At 74.5% G+C, this 16,634-nt stretch carries 17 protein-coding genes; 5 read left to right on the forward strand and 12 right to left on the reverse strand.

Going from position 1 to position 16,634, the window contains the following annotated elements; all coding sequences use genetic code 11:
- Positions 1-47: 47 nt before the first annotated feature.
- From AC3ANM_RS02650 to AC3ANM_RS02660, 3 genes are all read right to left on the reverse strand, one after another.
- On the reverse strand, positions 48-1,112 hold the full coding sequence (locus AC3ANM_RS02650) for a threonine aldolase family protein (protein WP_488286590.1): 1,065 nt from the start codon (positions 1,110-1,112) through the stop codon (positions 48-50).
- Positions 1,109-2,500, reverse strand: a complete 1,392-nt coding sequence (locus AC3ANM_RS02655; protein WP_488286591.1) for a class II 3-deoxy-7-phosphoheptulonate synthase — start codon at positions 2,498-2,500, stop codon at positions 1,109-1,111. Before AC3ANM_RS02655 ends, AC3ANM_RS02650 begins: the two co-directional genes overlap by 4 nt.
- A gap of 98 nt (positions 2,501-2,598) precedes the next feature.
- Positions 2,599-3,624: a 6-phosphofructokinase gene (locus AC3ANM_RS02660; RefSeq protein ID WP_488286592.1), complete on the reverse strand. Its 1,026-nt coding sequence runs from the start codon at positions 3,622-3,624 to the stop codon at positions 2,599-2,601.
- Positions 3,625-3,673: 49 nt separating this feature from the next.
- Here AC3ANM_RS02660 and AC3ANM_RS02665 point away from each other — a divergent pair, with 49 nt between their 5' ends.
- The gene (locus tag AC3ANM_RS02665) at positions 3,674-4,504 is read left to right on the forward strand and encodes a DUF1028 domain-containing protein (protein ID WP_488286593.1); all 831 of its coding nucleotides are present in this window, start codon (positions 3,674-3,676) and stop codon (positions 4,502-4,504) included.
- 22 nt (positions 4,505-4,526) lie between these two features.
- Here AC3ANM_RS02665 and AC3ANM_RS02670 read toward each other — a convergent pair whose 3' ends face one another.
- The 3 genes from AC3ANM_RS02670 to AC3ANM_RS02680 are packed head-to-tail and all read right to left on the reverse strand — an operon-like array spanning position 4,527 to position 7,401.
- Complete coding sequence (locus AC3ANM_RS02670) at positions 4,527-5,267, reverse strand: response regulator (protein ID WP_488286594.1); 741 nt, start codon at positions 5,265-5,267, stop codon at positions 4,527-4,529.
- Positions 5,264-6,409 (reverse strand): MacS family sensor histidine kinase, encoded by a 1,146-nt coding sequence (gene macS, locus AC3ANM_RS02675; RefSeq protein WP_488286595.1) that lies wholly within the window; start codon positions 6,407-6,409, stop codon positions 5,264-5,266. Before macS ends, AC3ANM_RS02670 begins: the two co-directional genes overlap by 4 nt.
- A gap of 2 nt (positions 6,410-6,411) precedes the next feature.
- Positions 6,412-7,401, reverse strand: a complete 990-nt coding sequence (locus AC3ANM_RS02680) for a lysophospholipid acyltransferase family protein (RefSeq protein WP_488286596.1) — start codon at positions 7,399-7,401, stop codon at positions 6,412-6,414.
- Positions 7,402-7,519: 118 nt separating this feature from the next.
- Between AC3ANM_RS02680 and AC3ANM_RS02685 the strand changes: the two genes are divergently transcribed.
- Together AC3ANM_RS02685 and AC3ANM_RS02690 are read left to right on the forward strand one after the other, a co-directional pair.
- Positions 7,520-8,266: an alpha/beta hydrolase gene (locus tag AC3ANM_RS02685; protein WP_488286597.1), complete on the forward strand. Its 747-nt coding sequence runs from the start codon at positions 7,520-7,522 to the stop codon at positions 8,264-8,266.
- Positions 8,267-8,269: 3 nt separating this feature from the next.
- Entirely contained in the window at positions 8,270-8,857 is a 588-nt protein-coding gene (locus AC3ANM_RS02690) for a hypothetical protein (RefSeq protein ID WP_488286598.1), read from the forward strand.
- Positions 8,858-8,915: 58 nt separating this feature from the next.
- Here AC3ANM_RS02690 and AC3ANM_RS02695 read toward each other — a convergent pair whose 3' ends face one another.
- Positions 8,916-9,785 carry a LysR family transcriptional regulator gene (locus AC3ANM_RS02695; protein ID WP_488286599.1) on the reverse strand — a complete coding sequence of 290 codons (870 nt, stop codon included), beginning with the start codon at positions 9,783-9,785 and terminating at the stop codon, positions 8,916-8,918.
- 83 nt (positions 9,786-9,868) lie between these two features.
- Between AC3ANM_RS02695 and AC3ANM_RS02700 the strand changes: the two genes are divergently transcribed.
- Both AC3ANM_RS02700 and AC3ANM_RS02705 read left to right on the forward strand, forming a co-directional pair.
- Positions 9,869-11,152, forward strand: a complete 1,284-nt coding sequence (locus tag AC3ANM_RS02700) for an MFS transporter (protein WP_488286600.1) — start codon at positions 9,869-9,871, stop codon at positions 11,150-11,152.
- Positions 11,149-11,928 (forward strand): alpha/beta fold hydrolase, encoded by a 780-nt coding sequence (locus AC3ANM_RS02705; RefSeq protein WP_488286601.1) that lies wholly within the window; start codon positions 11,149-11,151, stop codon positions 11,926-11,928. The genes AC3ANM_RS02700 and AC3ANM_RS02705 overlap by 4 nt, the downstream gene beginning before the upstream one ends.
- A 91-nt stretch (positions 11,929-12,019) precedes the next feature.
- Here the strand turns inward: AC3ANM_RS02705 and AC3ANM_RS02710 are convergent, their stop codons facing one another.
- From AC3ANM_RS02710 to AC3ANM_RS02730, 5 genes are read right to left on the reverse strand one after another with little or no spacing between them, the layout of a single operon-like run.
- Positions 12,020-12,778, reverse strand: a complete 759-nt coding sequence (locus tag AC3ANM_RS02710) for an endonuclease/exonuclease/phosphatase family protein (RefSeq protein ID WP_488286602.1) — start codon at positions 12,776-12,778, stop codon at positions 12,020-12,022.
- A gap of 24 nt (positions 12,779-12,802) precedes the next feature.
- Complete coding sequence (locus AC3ANM_RS02715; protein ID WP_488286603.1) at positions 12,803-13,843, reverse strand: ROK family glucokinase; 1,041 nt, start codon at positions 13,841-13,843, stop codon at positions 12,803-12,805.
- Positions 13,840-14,790 (reverse strand): ROK family glucokinase, encoded by a 951-nt coding sequence (locus AC3ANM_RS02720; RefSeq protein ID WP_488286604.1) that lies wholly within the window; start codon positions 14,788-14,790, stop codon positions 13,840-13,842. The genes AC3ANM_RS02715 and AC3ANM_RS02720 overlap by 4 nt, the downstream gene beginning before the upstream one ends.
- Positions 14,787-15,404, reverse strand: a complete 618-nt coding sequence (locus tag AC3ANM_RS02725; RefSeq protein WP_488286605.1) for a hypothetical protein — start codon at positions 15,402-15,404, stop codon at positions 14,787-14,789. Before AC3ANM_RS02725 ends, AC3ANM_RS02720 begins: the two co-directional genes overlap by 4 nt.
- A complete protein-coding gene (locus AC3ANM_RS02730; protein ID WP_488286606.1) occupies positions 15,401-16,627 on the reverse strand; it encodes an ArsA family ATPase in 1,227 nt (408 codons plus the stop codon). Before AC3ANM_RS02730 ends, AC3ANM_RS02725 begins: the two co-directional genes overlap by 4 nt.
- Positions 16,628-16,634 lie beyond the last annotated feature (7 nt).

Raw genomic sequence — 16,634 nt, forward strand, 5'->3', positions numbered from 1 at the left:
CTGGCCGGGCGGGAGCGGCCGCGGCTCGGCCAGCCCCCAGGACGACGTCACGGTCGATGCGCCGCCTCGGCGATCAGGGAGGTCACCACGTCGGCAGCGTAGGCCGTGTCGGCGTCGTCCACGTCCAGGTGCCACACCATGCGGACCGAGGAGGCGTCGGTGGCGTACATCCGCACCCCCCGATCTCCAGCCGCCGCAACGAAATCGGCCGACGCCAGGCCGACCGCGCCGACCCGCAGGATGAGGATGTTGGTCTCGACGAGGTCCGGGTCGACGACGTCGGGCGCGACCTCGGCGACCGCCCGGGCCACCTTCTGGGTCCGCTCGTGGTCCTGCGCGAGACGCTCGACGTGGTGGTCGAGCGCCCACAGGCCCGCGGCGGCGAGGATGCCCGCCTGACGCATGCCCCCGCCATACCGCTTGCGCCACACGCGCGCCTCGGCGACGTGCGCGTGCGAGCCGACCAGGACCGAGCCCACGGGCGCCCCGAGGCCCTTGCTCAGGCACACCGAGACGGTGTCGGCCTGCTCCCCGTATGCCGTGAGGCTGGTGCCCGTGGCGACGTGCGCGTTCCAGAGCCGCGCACCGTCGACGTGCAGGGCGACCCCGCGCGGGCGGGTGGCCTCGCGGAGGGCGGCGATGCGCTCCAGCGGCTGGACGGTGCCACCGCCGAAGTTGTGGGTGTTCTCCACGACGACCAGGCGCGTGGAGACCTGGTAGGCCCCGGCGTCGGGCTGCATCAGCGCCAGCGGCTGGGCCGGGTCGAGCAGGCCCCGCTCGGCCACCCACGACCGGGAGCTGATGCCGGAGAACACCGCCGCGGCCCCCATCTCGGCGCGCAGCACGTGGGCCAGGCTGTCGGCGATGACCTCCTCGCCGGCGTGGACGTGCAGGCGCAGGCCGAGCTGGTTGGCCAGCGAGCCCGAGGCGGTGAACAGCCCCGCCTCGTGGCCGAGCAGGCCGGCGACGCGCTCCTCGAGGGCGGTGACGGTCGGGTCCTCGCCGTAGACGTCGTCGCCGACCTCGGCCGAGGCCATCGCCTGGCGCATGGCCGCGGTCGGCCGGGTGATGGTGTCCGAGCGCAGGTCGACGACGCGCGTCGGCCCGCTCACCGCTGGCTCAGCATCTCGGCGACGAGGAACGCGAGCTCCAGGCTCTGCTGGTGGTTCAGGCGCGGGTCACAGACCGTCTCGTAGCGCTTCTCGAGGTCGGCGTCGAGGATGTCCTCCGCGCCGCCGAGGCACTCGGTGACGTCGTTGCCGGTGAGCTCGATGTGGATGCCGCCGGGCACGGTGCCCAGGCCCTGGTGCACCTCGAAGAACCCGCGGACCTCCTCCACGACGTCGTCGAAGCGACGTGTCTTGTAGCCGGAGGAGGACTCGAAGGTGTTGCCGTGCATGGGATCGCAGATCCACGTGGGCACGGCACCGGAGGCGGTGACCTTCTCCACGATCGCCGGCAGGGCCTCGCGCACCGTGCCGGCGCCCATGCGGGTGATGAAGGTGAGCCGGCCCGGCTCGCGCTCGGGGTCGACCTTGTCGATGAGCCGCAGCACGTAGTCCGGGTCGGCCTTGGGGCTGAGCTTGATGCCGATCGGGTTGCGCACGCGCGAGATGAAGTCGATGTGCGCGCCGTCGAGGTCGCGGGTGCGCTCCCCCACCCACAGGAAGTGCCCGGAGACGTCGTAGGGCAGCCCCGTGCGCGAGTCGATGCGGGTCAGCGGGCGCTCGTAGTCCAGCAGCAACGCCTCATGCGCGGCGAAGAACTCGACCCGGTGCATCGCCTCGAAGTCGGCGCCGCAGGCCTCCATGAACTTCATGGCCTTGTCGATGTCCTTGGCCAGCTTCTCGTAGCGGGCGTTGGCCGAGTTGGCGACGAAGCCGCGGTTCCAGTCGTGGACGCGACGCAGGTCGGCGAAGCCACCCTGGGTGAACGCCCGCACGAGGTTCAGCGTCGCCGAGCTGGCGTTGTAGGCCCGGACCAGGCGGTCGGGGTCGGGGGTGCGCGCGTCCTGCGTGAACGCGAAGTCGTTGACCATGTCGCCGCGGTAGGCAGGCAGGGTGACGCCCTCGCGGGTCTCGTTGCCGCTGCTGCGGGGCTTGGCGTACTGCCCGGCCATCCGGCCGACCTTGACGACCGGCAGGCTGGCGCCGTAGGTCAGGACGGCCGACATCTGCAGGATGGTCTTGATCCGGTCGCGGATGTTGTCGGCCGTCGCGTGGGCGAACGTCTCGGCGCAGTCCCCGCCCTGGAGGACAAAGGCCTGGCCACGGGCCGCCGCCGCGAGCCGGGTCCGCAGGATGTCGCACTCCCCGGCGAAGACCAGCGGCGGATAGGTCGACAGCGTCCGCACGGCCTTGTCCAGCGCGTCGGCGTCGGGCCACTCGGGCTGCTGCGCGGCGGGCAGGTCACGCCAGGCGTCCAGCCCGGCCAGGACTTCGGGGGTCGCGTCGATGGTCACGGGGTCAAGGGTAGGTGCGTCCACGGAGCGGACACGCATGGGTCCGTATGACGAACGCCGGCTTGCGAGGGCACCCTCACCGGAGTGCCCTCGCACGACCGGGCCCGGCCGGGTTGGCAGGTCCGACGAGGGCCGTCTCAGCCGAAGAAGACCTCGGCCTCGGCGTAGCGCTCGTCCGGGACGGTCTTGAGCTCGGCCGTCGCCTCGGCCAGCGGCACCCGCACGATGTCGGTACCGCGCAGGGCGACCATCACCCCGAAGTCGCCCTCGTGGACCGCGTCGATGGCGTGCAGCCCGAAGCGGGTGGCCAGCACCCGGTCGTAGGCCGTGGGCGTGCCGCCGCGCTGGATGTGGCCCAGGACCACGCACCGGCTCTCGTGCCCGGTGCGCTCCTCGAGCTCGGCGGCCAGCCAGATGCCGATCCCGCCGAGGCGCACGTGCCCGAACGCGTCGATCTCGTTGCTCTGCAGGGCTTCCCCGCCGTCGCTGGGCTGGGCGCCCTCGGCGACGACGATGATCGGGGCGTACTCCTGGTCGAAGCGGTGCTTGACCCACGCCGCGACCTGGTCGATGTCGAAGCGCCGCTCCGGCACGAGGATGACGTTGGCGCCACCGGCCAGGCCGGAGTGCAACGCGATCCAGCCGGCGTGCCGGCCCATGACCTCGACCACGAGCGCGCGGTGGTGGGACTCGGCCGTGGTGCGCAGCCGGTCGATCGCCTCGGTGGCGATGGACACCGCGGTGTCGAAGCCGAAGGTGTAGTCGGTGCCGGACAGGTCGTTGTCGATCGTCTTGGGCACCCCCACCACGCCGAGGCCGTCGTCGGTCAGGCGTTTGGCCACGCCGAGGGTGTCCTCACCCCCGATGGCGACCAGCGCGTCGATACCGGCAGCCTTGACGTTCTCGCGGATCCGGTCGACACCGCCCTCGACCTTGTACGGGTTGGTCCGGGAGGAGCCCAGGATGGTGCCGCCCCGGGCGAGGACGTCCTCGACATCCGCGAGGGCGAGCGGTCTGGTCAGGCCTTCGAGGGGGCCCTTCCAGCCGTCGCGGAAGCCCACGAACTCGTGGTCATAGGTCTCGATCCCCTTGCGGACGACGGCCCGGATCACGGCGTTGAGGCCGGGACAGTCGCCTCCACCTGTCAACACACCGATGCGCATGCCCGGCAACCTATCGCCCGCATAGGGGTCCGCGGCTAGGGTCGAAGGTATGACCTTCTCCATCGTGGCCTCCATGGGTGATGCCCTCGGCGTCGCCGTCGCCAGCAAGTTCCTCGCCGTCGGGTCGGTCGTGCCGGCCGCCCGCAACGGCGTCGGCGCCGTGGCGACCCAGGCCCTGGCCAAGGTCTCCTACAAGGACGACGCCCTCTCGCTGCTGGCCGAGGGGCTCGAGCCCGACGCCGTCGTGCAGCGGCTGACCGCGGCCGACGACGGCCACCAGCAGCGCCAGCTCGGCGTGGTCACCGGAACCGGCCAGGCCAGCTTCACCGGAAGCGACTGCATGGACTGGGCCGGCGGCCTCACCGGGCGCGACGACAGCGGCGGCTACGCCATCCAGGGCAACATCCTGGCCGGCCCGCAGGTGGTGCAGGAGATGGAGCGCGCCTGGCTGGAGGGCGGTCACCTGCCGTTCCCGACCCGACTGGTCCACGCCCTGCTCGCCGGTGACCGGGCCGGCGGCGACCGCCGCGGTCGGCAGTCCGCCGCCGTGTATGCCGTGCGGCCGGGAGCGGGCTACGACGGCTCCGGGGTGCTGGCGGACCTGCGCGTCGACGACCACGCGGAGGCACCTCAGGAGCTCGCGCGCCTGCTCGACCTGAACGAGCTCTACTTCGGCGGGCCCACCAACGTGCTCCCGCTCGAGGACGGCCTGCTGACCGAGGTCACCGAGCGCCTGGCGCTCCTGGGCCGCACCGACGCCGACGTCCACACCGCGCTGGCCGACTGGGCCGGGGCCGAGAACTACGAGACGCGGCTGACCCCCGAGGGCATCGACTCCCGGGTGCTCCAGGCGCTGCGCGAGGCCACCACCGCGGCCTGACCGGGCCCGGTCGGCCCGGCGGTCAGCCGGCCGACGCCGGGTCGGTCGGGTCCGTCGGGTGCTCCAGCCCTCGGGCGATCGCGAACCGCACCAGCTCGATCCGGTTGTGCAGCTGGAGCTTGGTCAGGGTGTTCTGCACGTGGTTCTGCACCGTGCGGTGCGAGATGAACAGGCGTGCGGCGATCTGCTTGTAGGACAAGCCCGTCGCAACCAGCTTGAGGACCTCGGTCTCGCGCTCGGTGAGCCCGGGGACGGTGTCCTTGCCGGTCGGCTGCGCGCTGGCCATCCGGCGGAACTCCCCGAGCACGAGGCCGGCCAGCCCGGCGGTGAACACCGCGGTGCCGGACGCGGTCTCGCGGACCGCGTCGAGGAACTCCTCACGCGAGGCCGACTTGAGCAGGTAGCCGGTCGCCCCGACCTTGACCGCCTCGAGGACGTCGCGCTGCTCGGCGCTGGCGGACAGGATGAGCACCCGCGTGGGCACCTGCGCCTCCCGGATCGCTGCGCACACCTCGTCGCCGCGCATGCCCGGCAGGTTGAGGTCCAGGACCAGCACGTCCGGGCGGGTGGCCAGCGTCCGCCGGACCGCCGAGGGGCCGTCGTCGGCGGTGGCGACCACCGTGAAGCCGGCGTCGGCCAGGTCCCGCGCGACCGCGTCGCGCCACATCGGGTGGTCGTCGGCCACGACCACCCGCAGGACGGCACCCCGCGCGTCCCCCGCCCCGCTCGCTCGCCCCAGGTCGTCCGCGCCGGCCCCGGTCATGGTGTCCCCCCTCGTCGGGGCACCCGCAGCTCGACCGCGGTGCCCTCACCCCTGTGGCTGTCATAGCGTGCCGTCCCGCCGAGGTCGGCGAGCCGGCCGCGGATGCTGCTGCTCACGCCGAGCCGGCCGTGGGCCGCGGCCTCGACCAGCCGCTCGTCGGCGATGCCGACGCCGTCGTCGCGGACCGTCACGGTGACGGCGTCACCCTCGTCCTCGATGAGCACCCACGCCCGCGCCTGCTCCCCCGCGTGCTGGCGCACGTTGTCCAGGGCGGCGCTCACCGCGGCCGTCAGCTCCTCGGCCACCCTGCGCGGCAACGCGACCGGGTCCGCGGGTGGCACGACCTGGACGCTGCCGCCGGCGTAGCGCCCGAGCATCGTGCGCAGGTCGACCTCGCCCTCCACCACGGCGTCCAGGCCGGGGGCCGGGACGCCGCTGACCAGCGCGCGCAGCAGCCGCTCCTGGTCCGCCGCCATCGCCCCGAGCTCGCGGCCCTCGCGGCCCAGGTCCTGGCTGCGCCGGTGGATGAACGCCAGCGTCTGCAGCACCCCGTCGTGCACCGTGCGCGCGAGCCGGTCCCGCTCGCGCACCTCGGCCTGGACCCGCAGCGCCTCGCGCAGGGCGTGGTGGCCCTCACGGGAGAGGTCGGCGCAGTAGCCGATGCACCCGCCGACGAGGAACAGCAGCACGATGTTGTTGACCGTGTTGTCGGTGGGCCGGACCACCTCGACCAGGTCGGCCGCCGCGACCACCGCCGCGCCGAAGACGCCGCCGCGCCAGCCTTTCAGGACCGCCCACGACACGACGGCGGCCGACGGCCAGATCCCCGGCACGGTCGGCGCGCCGCCCAGGATCACCTCGTCGGAGTCGACCACGCGCGTGGCAAGGATCGCCATGACGGCCAGCGCGAGCTCGACGCCCACCACGGCGGCGGTGCGCTCACGGTGGAACCACATGGCGACGGTCCAGGCCCCGAGGGCGACCAGCACCAGGACCGCCAGCCATGGGCGCTCCATGGCGGGGTGGCGCTCGTGAAGGGAGTACACGGCATACAGGAGGGCGACGGGGCGCAGCACGTTGAGCCCGCGCCACAGCGCCGCGACCACCGTCGGGTCACCGGCCGCGCTCCCCCCGCGCGCCACCGTCAGCTGGCCGCGAGCCGGCCGTCGCCGCCCGGCGTCTGCGCCGGGGCGTTCTGCACCGCCTCGTGCGGGCCCTCCTCCGCTGCCTCGCCGGGACCCTCGACCTCGCCGGTGTCACCGGTGTCGCCGGCGGCGTCGAGCGGCTCGAGGTCACCCTGGCCACCCGGCGTGTCGGTCGTCGCACCCGCGTCGGGCACGACGTCCGTGGTCCCGGTGGCCACGACGGCGCCGGCGTCCTTGTCGGCGGCCTTGTCGGCGGCCTTGTCCTTGTCCTCGGAGGCGGAGTAGAGCGGCTTGGCCTTGGCCTTGGCGGCCGCGAGCAGGCGCTCCTTCATCGACGTGGCGTACATGTCGACGTACTCCTGGCCGGAGAGCAGCATCAGCTCGTACATGATCTCGTCGGTGATCGAGCGCAGGACGAAGCGGTCCTCCTCCATGCCCTCGTAGCGCGAGAAGTCCAGCGGCTTGCCGATGCGCACACCGATCCGCATGATCTTCGGGACCTTCTTGCCGGCCGGCTGCGCCTTGTCGGTGCCGACCATCGCGATCGGCAGCACCGGCACACCGGCCTCGAGGGCCATCCGCGCCACGCCGGTGCGGCCGCGGTAGAGCCGGCCATCGGGCGAGCGCGTGCCCTCGGGGTAGATGCCGAGCAGCTCGCCGCGGCGCAGGACCTTCAGGCCGCTGCGCAGGGCGGCCTCGCCGGCACGGCCTCCGGACCGGTCGACGGGCAGCTGCCCGACGCCCTTGAAGAAGGCCGCCGTCAGGCGACCCTTGATGCCCCGACCCGTGAAGTAGTCGGACTTGGCCAGGAACGTCATCCGGCGCGGGACCACCAGCGGCAGGAAGATCGAGTCGGAGAACGACAGGTGGTTGCTGGCAAAGATCGCCGCACCCTCCGGCGGGATGTTCTCCTCCCCTTCGACCCAGGGGCGGAACAGCAGCTTGAGGATGGGTCCGAGCACGATCGTCTTGAGCACCCAGTAGAACAATGACCCCACCTCCTATGACGCGCCGAACTCTACCCGGCACACTAGGTGCGCAAGGTGCAGCATGCGAGGATGCGCTCGCACACGATGTAGTCCCGGACCATTCCCCCGAGGAGCACAGGTGTCGATCCTGCCCGGAGCCGAGCCCTTCGCGCACGACGGGTCCGATGTCGGAGTCCTGCTCATCCATGGCTTCACCGGCACCCCGCAGAGCCTGCGCCCGTGGGCCGAGCACCTCGCCGAGGCGGGCTACACGGTGCGCCTGCCGCGCCTGCCAGGGCACGGCACCACGTGGCAGGAGATGAACCGCACGCGGTGGGAGGACTGGTATGCCGCCGCTGACGCCGCCTTCCGCGAGCTGCTCCAGACCTGCTCCACGGTCGTGGTCGGCGGCCTGTCGATGGGCGGGGCCCTGGCCCTGCAGCTGGCGCAGAACCACGGGCCGCGGGTCGCCGGCCTCATCCTGGTCAACCCGGCGCTGAAGTTCGAGGACCCCCGCGTGGTGCTGCTGCCGGTGCTCAAGCACCTCGTCGGCGCCCTGCCGGGGGTGGGCAACGACATCAAGAAGGCCGGCGTCACCGAGCTGGCCTACACGAAGTCACCGCTCAAGGCCGGCCACTCCCAGCTCGTGGCCTGGCGCACCGTCACCCGGGACCTGCCCGAGGTGACCCAGCCGGTGCTGCTGCTGCACTCCCCGCAGGACCACGTCGTGCCGGCGTCGAGCTCGGCGCTGGTGCTGTCCAAGATCTCCAGCGAGGACGTGCGCGAGGTCCTGCTCGAGAACTCCTACCACGTCGCCACCCTGGACAACGACGCTCCGCTGATCTTCGCGGAGTCGGTCACGTTCATCGAGCGCCTCACGAGCTGAGCCATGGGCGACCCCGACCGCTCCGACGTCGACGCGCAGTTCGCCGAGATCATCGCGCACTGGTCGGACGACGCCCTCAGCCGTCCCGGTGCCGCCCCGTGGCCCGAGGCCGAGGGGGTGGACGACCCGGTGGAGGGGGGCGACCCGCCTCCCGCGCCCCCCGGCGCCGGCGCCACCCCCGGTGGCGGCGCCAACCTCACCCTGCCACCCCCGGCCTCACCACCGGTGCCCTCCCCCGGGCCACCCCCCGGTCCGCCGGCCACCCCGACGCCAGCGGCCGGGAGCGGTCCGCGACCGGCGGAGCCCGGTGCGTCGGCACACCGCGACGAGCCGCAGGAGGACCCCGAGGAGCACTTCCACCCCGGCCCCACCCAGCCCCTGCCCGCGGGTGACCTGCAGTTCTGGGGCATCGTCATCGGCCTGACCGGTGGACCGCTGCTCCTGCTCTACCTGGTGCTGTTCAACCGTGACGCCAGCAGCCTGTGGCTGCTGCTGTCGATCGCGATGACGGTCGGCGGCTTCGCGATGCTCGTCTCACGCCTGCCCGGGCACCGCGACGAGGACGATGACGACGACGGGGCACGCCTCTGAGGCGGTGACCGCGCGCGGCCGGCTCGGCAGTGGCCCCCTGCGCCGGAACCCGGTCCGGTCAGCGACGCCCGGCGGTGACGAAGTCGCGGAAGCGCTCCGCCGGCCCCGACAGGACCCGGTCCGAGCGCCAGGTCAGGCCGATGGTGCGGCGCGCGGCCTCCGCGGTGATCGGGATGCCCACGGTGCCGGTCAGCCCCGCGAAGGGCTCGGGCACGACGGCCACGCCGAGGCCGGCCGCGACCAGGCCCTCGATGGTGGCGAGGTCCTGGCTCTCGAAGGACACCACCGGTGACACCCCGGCATCGCGCAGCAGCGAGTCGACCAGCGCGCGGTAGCCGAAGCCGACCGGCGTGGTCACCAGCTCCTCGCTCGCCAGCTCCGCCAGGTCGATCCTGCGCCGGGTCCGCAGGCGGTGCTTGGGCGGCACCACGAGCACCAGGCGCTCCTCCTGCAGGGCGCACCACCCGAAGTCCCCGGCCGGCTGGACCGAGGTGATCGCGAGGTCCGCGGCGCCGCTGGCCAGGTCCTCGAGGATCTCGTGCGCCGGCTCCTGGCTGAGCAGCACCCGCACGTGCGGGGCGTGCTCGTGGAACGCGCGCAGCACCCCCGGGACGAGGGACGTCGCGATGGAGTCGAGGAAGGCCAGGCGCACCACGCCGGTGTCGGGGTCCAGCACGCCGCGCAGGTCGGCCAGCAGCTGCTCGTAGCGGGCGGTGAGGTCCCGCGCGGCCGCGGTCACCAGCGCCCCCGTCGGGGTGAGGTGCACCCCGTCCGGGGCCCGCTCGAACACCCGGGTGCCGAGCTCGGCCTCCATCCGGGCCAGGGCTCGCGAGAGGGTCGGCTGGCTGGTCCCCAGGGCGGCCGCGGTGTCGGTGACGTGCTGGTGGTCGGCCAGGGCCACCAGCCAGGCGAGGTCGCGCAGCTGCACGGGAGCATCATACGGATCCCGCATGGACATCGACCTCAACCGACATTGGACGCATGACATGGGGCGGAGGCAGAGTCGTCGCCGTGAGCACCGACGCCCCGAGCACCGACGTCCTGGGCACCGACGCGCGGACGACCGGCACCCGGGCCGACGCCGCGGAGGGCTACCGCCCCGGGACGCCCGGCTACCACCGCGTGGTCGTGGCCCTGTTCGCCGCCGGCCTGGCCACCTTCGCCCTGCTGTACAGCACGCAGGCGATCCTGCCCGACCTCGCGGGGCGGTTCAGGGTGTCCAGCACCGGCGCCACGCTGACGGTGTCGCTGACCACGCTCGGCCTCGGCCTGGCCCTGCTGGTCGCCGGCCCCGCCTCCGACGTCATCGGCCGCACGCGGCTGATCCGCCTGTCGCTCACCGCCTCGGCCGTGGTCGCCGGCGCCTGCGCCCTCGCCCCGAGCTGGCCGGCGCTGCTCGCCCTGCGCCTGCTGGAAGGCGTGGTGCTCGCCGGGCTGCCCGCCGTGGCCACCGCCTACCTGCGTGAGGAGCTCCATCCCTCGACGCACGCGCGCGCCGCCGGCCTCTACGTCGGGGGCACCGCCCTGGGCGGCATGACCGGGCGCCTGGTCACCGGGGGTGTCGCGGAGGTCGCCGGGTGGCGGTCGGCCCTGGCCGCGACCGCCCTGCTCGGCCTCGGCTGCGCCCTGGCCGTGCGGCTGCTGCTGCCGACCTCCCGCCGCTTCACCCCGGCGCCCGCGAGCGCCCGCGCCCTGCTGCGCATGGGCCGGCGCGCGGTCTCCGACCCCGCCCTGCTGGCCCTCTACGCGGTGGGGGGCCTCTCGATGGGCGCCCTCGTCGCCGTGTTCAACACGCTGGGCTTCCGCCTCGCCGGCCCGCCGTACGGCCTCGGTCTCGGCGCCGCCAGCCTGGTGTTCCTCGTCTACCCGATGGGCAGCATCAGCTCCACCGTGTTCGGCCGCCTCGCCGACAGCCTCGGCCGGCGCACCGTGCTCCCGCTGGGCTGCCTGCTCGCCGTGGCCGGTGCCCTGGTGACCCTGGCGCCCTCACTGCCCGTCATCATCCTCGGACTGGCCCTCCTGACCGCCGGGTTCTTCGCCGTCCACGGCCTCGCCAGCGGCTGGGTCCCGGCCAGGGCGCACGCCGGTGGCGTCTCCACCGGCCAGGCCGCGTCGCTGTACCTGTTCACCTACTACCTCGGGTCCTCGACGCTCGGCAGCCTCGGCGGTGGTGCCTGGACCGCAGCGGGGTGGCCCGGCGTCGTCGCCTTCGTGACCGTCCTGCTGACCGCCACCGGCGGCCTGGCCCTGGTGCTGCGTCGCACGCCCACCCTGCTCGAGGGAGCGGCGAGGTGAGGACCGCGACCGTGCCCGCGCCCGACGGGTTCCCCCTCGCGGTGCAGGTCACCGGCCGGGAGAGCGGCCCCGCCCTGCTCCTGCTGCAGGGCCAGGCGAACTCCCATGGCTGGTGGACCGGCCTGCGCGAGGCGTTCGAGGAGAGCCACCGGGTCGTCACGATGGACTACCGCGGCACCGGCGGCAGCCGCGGCCGGGTGGGGGCCTGGTCGACGGCCTCGTTCGCCGACGACGCGGCCCACGTTCTCGGCGCGCTCGGCATCCCCTCGGCCGCGGTCTACGGCACCTCGATGGGTGGGCGGGTCGCCCAGGTGCTCGCCGGCACCCGCCCGCACCTCGTCGACCGGCTCGTCCTGGCCTGCACCTCCCCCGGCGGCCCCCACGCCCGCGAGCGCAGCGCCGACGTGCGCCGGCAGCTCGACGTGCCCGATGGCGAGAGGCGCCCGGTCCTGCACCGGCTCTTCTACACCGACGGCTGGCCGCACGGCCCCGCCGCCAGCCACCTGCTCGGTGACCCCACGATGACGCCCGAGGAGGCCCGCGCCCACCTTCGTGCGAGCAGCCGCCACGACGCGTGGGAGATCCTGCCCCGGATCGCGGCGCCCACCCTCGTGCTGCATGGCACCGACGACCGGATGGTCCCGGCCGACAACGCCACCCTTCTCGCGGAACGCATCCCCGATGCGACGGTGCACCTGCTCGACGGCGGGCGGCACGGCTTCTTCGAGGAGCTCGCCCCCGAGGTCACCCCGTTGGTCCGGGCGTTCCTGCACTGACCTGTCTGCCCTGACGTCCCAGCACTGAGGTCAGGACACCACGGCGGTGGCGCCCCACCCACGCGTTGCCCCAACCACGTCTGCGATCCGATCAGCCGGCGTCGGCCGGTGCGCCCTCCCGCGCCAGGAGGCCCACGTCGAGGTCGACCCACACCGGCAGGTGGTCGCTCGCCGCGACCAGGTCGGCTGGGGACAGCGCCACCGCGGGCCGCCCGCCGTCCTGGCCCGAGGCCCTGCCGGACCCGACCGTCGACCTGGCCGCCGGGCCGGCCACCGGGAGGCTGGCGAAGACGGCGTCGATGCACAGACGGGGATGCCGTGCCGAGAACGTCGGCTCCTCCCCCGACACCCGCGGCAGCCGGCCGGCCAGAGCGGACCAGGCGCGCCCGTCGGCCAGCTCGTTGAGGTCACCCGCCACCACCAGCGCCGCCGCGCCGCCGAGGTCGGCGAGCAGCTGCGCCACGTGCCGCTCCCGCTGGGGCGCGTCGAGCCCGAGGTGGATGCTGGCGACCGTCACCGGTGGGTGGCCGGGTCGCGCGACGCGCGCCACGGCATACCCGCGCCGGCGTTGCAGCCTCGGCACCGGCAGCCGCACGTGTCGGGTCTGGTCCACGACCAGCGCGGGGCGGGTCAGCACGGTGGTGCCGCCGCTGCCACGGTGGTCGCCGGGGAAGGAGAGCCCGCACCGCTGCGCGAAGGCGGCGACGCGACGCCCGGAGAAGGGGTGGCGCGGCACCTCCTGCAGGCACAGGACGTCGGGGTCGATGGCCCGGAGGACCCGGGCGGCCGCGGCGACGTCGTCGCGCAGGTCGTGCACGTTCCAGGTGGCGACGCGCAGGACGTCGCTCATCCGGTGGTCCTCATGCCGCTGCGCTCACGCCGTCCCGGTGACCTCGGCCCGGGCCAGGTCGGCCGCACCGATCAGGCCGGCCTCGTTGCCCAGCTGGGCGGCAACGATGCGCGCCTCGGGCCGGTATCCGCGGCCGGTCAGGGTCCGCCGGTAGGACTCCCGCGCCGGCTCGAGCAGCAGCTCGCCGGCCGCGCTGACCCCGCCGCCGATGACGAAGGTGCCGGGGTCGAACGCCGCGGCCAGGTTGGCGATGCCGACCCCGAGCCACGTGCCGATGTCGGCGAGCAGCTCGCGCGAGGTCGGGTCGCCCTCGCGGGCCGCCTCCGTGATGACCGGGCCGGTGAGGTCGGCGGGCAGGCCGCCGACGCGGGCCAGCAGGTCCGTGGCGAGCGGCGACTGTGCGGTGGCCAGCGAGCGCGCCTCCCGGACGAGGGCGTTGCCGCTGGCGTACTGCTCCCAGCAGCCGCGGTTGCCGCACTCGCAGCGGTGCCCGCCGGGGACGACCTGCATGTGGCCGAACTCTCCCGCGATGCCGAAGCGGCCGCGCTGGACGTGCCCGTCGGTGAGGATGGCGCCGCCGATGCCGGTGCCGAGCGTGACCATCATCAGGTGGGTCTCGCCGGCCCCGGCCCCGAAGCGCCACTCCGCCCAGGCGGCCGCGTTGGCGTCGTTGTCGACGAACACCGGCACCCCCACCCGGGAGCGCAGGGCGTCACGCAGCGGCTCGTTGCGCCAGGACAGGTGCGGGGCGAACACGACGGTGGCCCGGTCGGCCGAGACGAACCCCGCCGCCCCGATGCCCACGGCCACCACCTCGGCCGCAGCGGCGCGGGACGCGCCGGGAGTGTCGGTGCCGTCCGCGAGCGCGGCCGCGAGCTCGCGCAGCTCCTGGACCACTTCGACGATGGTGTCCTCGACGACGGCCGGGCTGGTGGAGCGGTGGGGTGTCACGCGCCGGGCGCGGTGCAGGACCGCGCCCGTGGCGTCGACCACCCCGCCGGCGACCTTGGTGCCGCCGATGTCGACACCGATCGCGAGCGGGCCGGTGACGCCTCCAGGGCTCACCCCACGGCCTCCGCGGCCAGCGCGGCGGCGCCGATGATGCCGGCGTCGTTGCCCAGGCTGGCGAGGGCGAAGCGGGCCTCCGGCCGGTGGCCGCGCCCGGTCAGCTGCCGGCGGAACGCCGCCTGGGCCGGGTCGAGCAGCAGCGCCCCGGCGTCGGCCACGCCGCCGCCGAGGACGATCAGCTCGGGGTCGAGGATCGCCGTCACCGACGCCGCGCCCTCGCCGACCCACCGGCCGAGGTCAGCCAGCACCTCGATCGCGGCAGGGTCGCCCTCGGCGGCCGCGGCGGTCACGTCCGCGCCGGCCAGCTTGTCGGGGTCCCCGGCACAGAGCTCGGCGAGCCGGGCCGCGTGCGGGGTGCCGGAGCGGACCAGCTCGCGGGCCTCGCGCACCAGGGCGGTGCCGCTGGCGTACATCTCCCAGCAGCCGCGGTTGCCGCAGCCGCACCGGATGCCGTCGGGCACGACCCGCATGTGGCCGAGCTCGGCGGCGATCCCGTAGGCGCCGCGCAGGAGCCTGTTGCCGATGACGACGCCGCCACCGATGCCGGTGCCGACGGTGATGAGCACCATGTCCTCGACGTCACGGGCGGCGCCGAAGCGGAACTCGCCCCACGCCGCCGCGTTGGCGTCGTTGTCGATGACGACCGGCAGGTCCATCGCGGACTGCAGCCGCTGCTTGAGCGGCTCGTCGCGCCAGGCGAGGTTGGGGGCGAAGAGCACGGTCGAGCCGGTCTTGTCGATGAACCCCGCGCACGCCACGCCGACCCCGACGACGTCGGCGCCCAGGGCCAGCTCGCGGACCAGGTCGGCCGCCTCGACCGCGATGCGGTCCGGGTCGTGCGCCGGGGTCACCCGGCGCGCCCGGGCCAGGATCGTGCCGGTGGGTGACACCAGCCCGCCAGCGATCTTGGTGCCGCCGATGTCCAGCCCGATGGTGGCGCTCACTGCCTCGTCCTCTTCCCGGTGTCGTGCATGTCGTCGTCGGTCTCCTCGTCGTCCTCGACGAGGATGCGCTGGACGCTAGCGCCACGGCGGGGCGCCGTGTCCGCTGTCTCGTCCTCCGGTCCGCCCGTGCCCGGCCGGGCCTCGCGGGCGACCTCGCGCAGGGTCTCGGCCAGCATCCCGGCGACGTCGGCCAGCCGGTCGATCGTCTCCGGGTGCACGGTGCGCAGCCAGCTGATGCCCCGGCAGACCGGGCACACGCCACACGACTCGGCCCGGCCGACACCGGTCTGCGCCCCGCAGGACTCACAGCGCGGGCCGTCCTCGGGTGCGTCCCCGGAGCGGTCCGCCCCGTCCGCCCGCGGGCCGGCGCCCGCGGGGCGGCCGCGGGAGCCCGCCCCAGCGGCACCGGACCCGTCTGCGGCACCCGGCCGGCCGGCATACGCGCGCGTCCCGTCCCGGTGGTGACCGTCCCGGTCGCCATGGCCCTCGGCGGCCGCGGCGGAGCCGCCGCGCTGGCTCGTCGACCACGCCGCGAACGCCTCCACCAGGCGCGCGGTCTCCTCGGCCACCGTGCCGATGCGGGCGCCCTCGGGGGCGGGGGTCTGCTCGCTCATGGTTGCGGCCACACCTTCTGGTCGGGGACGAACCGCACGCGCAGGGCGCCGTCCCGCACCCGCGCGCCGGTGACGTCGCAGCGGCGCAGCACGCTGGGCAGCGACAGCACCCGGCGGTGGTCCCCGACCGTCACCAGCAGCTCGTCCCCGCGGCGGCCGAGGTCGACCTCCGCGGCGGTCGCGAGCGGCAGCGGCAGGGTCAGCAGGTATGCCGTGCCCTCCCGTTCCAGGGTCGTGCCGCGGGGGGCGGTGGGGGCGAGCAGCGCCTCGGCCGAGGCGGCCGCGGGGTCGCCGGTGCGGGCCAGGGCGAGGTCGGCGAGCGCGTCGGCCCCGATCGGCTCCTGCGCGAGGTAGGGCGAGACGACCACGGGCAGCGGCTCGAAGGACTCGCGCACCTCGGCCAGCCCACGCTGCTGGGCGGCGTTCCACGACGCGCGCCACGGGTCGGGGTGGTCCCCGTCGGCCTCGGGCAGCACCCGGTTGACGACGACCTGGTCGACGGTGAAGCCGTAGAGGCCCAGGGAGGTGAGGGTCCGGCGCGACTCGGCGATGACCACGCTCTCGGGGGTCATCACCAGCCGGACGCTGGTGGTATCAGCCCGCAGGATGTCCTGCACCTCGCGCAGGTGCTGCTGCCAGCGCCCCAGGGCCCCGACGACGTCGGCGCCAGGCACCGGCAGTCCCGCCGCGGCGGCCGCGGCCGGGCGCAGCGAGCGCAGCAGGCCGCGCTGGGCCGGCAGCAGCCGCTCGAGGTGCCAGGCGAGGGCCTCGGGCAGGGCGAGCAGGCGCAGGGTCTCGGTCGTGGGCGCGCAGTCGACGACGACCAGGTCGAACAGGCCAGACCCCACCTGCTCGCGCAGCTCGAGCAGGGCGACGACCTCCTCCGCGCCGGGCAGGGAGGTCAGCTCCTCGGCGACGACGTGGTCGATGCCGAGGGTGTCCAGGACCCCGAGCAGGTAGTCCTGCACCGAGCGCCACGACCGGCGCAGCGCATGCGGGGCGCTGACCTGCAGGGCGGCCAGGCCGGGCTCGACCTCCACGAGGGGCTCGTGGGCACCCTCCGGCGGGGTGAGGTCCACCCCGAGCGCGTCCCCGAGGGAGTGCGCGGCGTCGGTCGACAGCACCAGGGTCTTGATGCCCTGCCGGGCGGCGTGGACCGCGGTCGCCGCGGCCGTCGTGGTCTTGCCGACCCCACCCTTGCCGGTGAACAGGAGGACGCGCATCGGATGT

It is taken from the genome of Oryzihumus sp. JJN4-3R (assembly GCF_057747915.1).

Coding starts and splice junctions, on each gene's coding strand:
- AC3ANM_RS02655 (WP_488286591.1), bottom strand. CDS start 2,500: ATGCGTGTCCGCTCCGTGGACGCACCTACCCTTGACCCCGTGACCATC.
- AC3ANM_RS02660 (WP_488286592.1), bottom strand. CDS start 3,624: ATGCGCATCGGTGTGTTGACAGGTGGAGGCGACTGTCCCGGCCTCAAC.
- AC3ANM_RS02665 (WP_488286593.1), top strand. CDS start 3,674: ATGACCTTCTCCATCGTGGCCTCCATGGGTGATGCCCTCGGCGTCGCC.
- AC3ANM_RS02670 (WP_488286594.1), bottom strand. CDS start 5,267: ATGACCGGGGCCGGCGCGGACGACCTGGGGCGAGCGAGCGGGGCGGGG.
- AC3ANM_RS02690 (WP_488286598.1), top strand. CDS start 8,270: ATGGGCGACCCCGACCGCTCCGACGTCGACGCGCAGTTCGCCGAGATC.
- AC3ANM_RS02710 (WP_488286602.1), bottom strand. CDS start 12,778: ATGAGCGACGTCCTGCGCGTCGCCACCTGGAACGTGCACGACCTGCGC.
- AC3ANM_RS02725 (WP_488286605.1), bottom strand. CDS start 15,404: ATGAGCGAGCAGACCCCCGCCCCCGAGGGCGCCCGCATCGGCACGGTG.
- AC3ANM_RS02730 (WP_488286606.1), bottom strand. CDS start 16,627: ATGCGCGTCCTCCTGTTCACCGGCAAGGGTGGGGTCGGCAAGACCACG.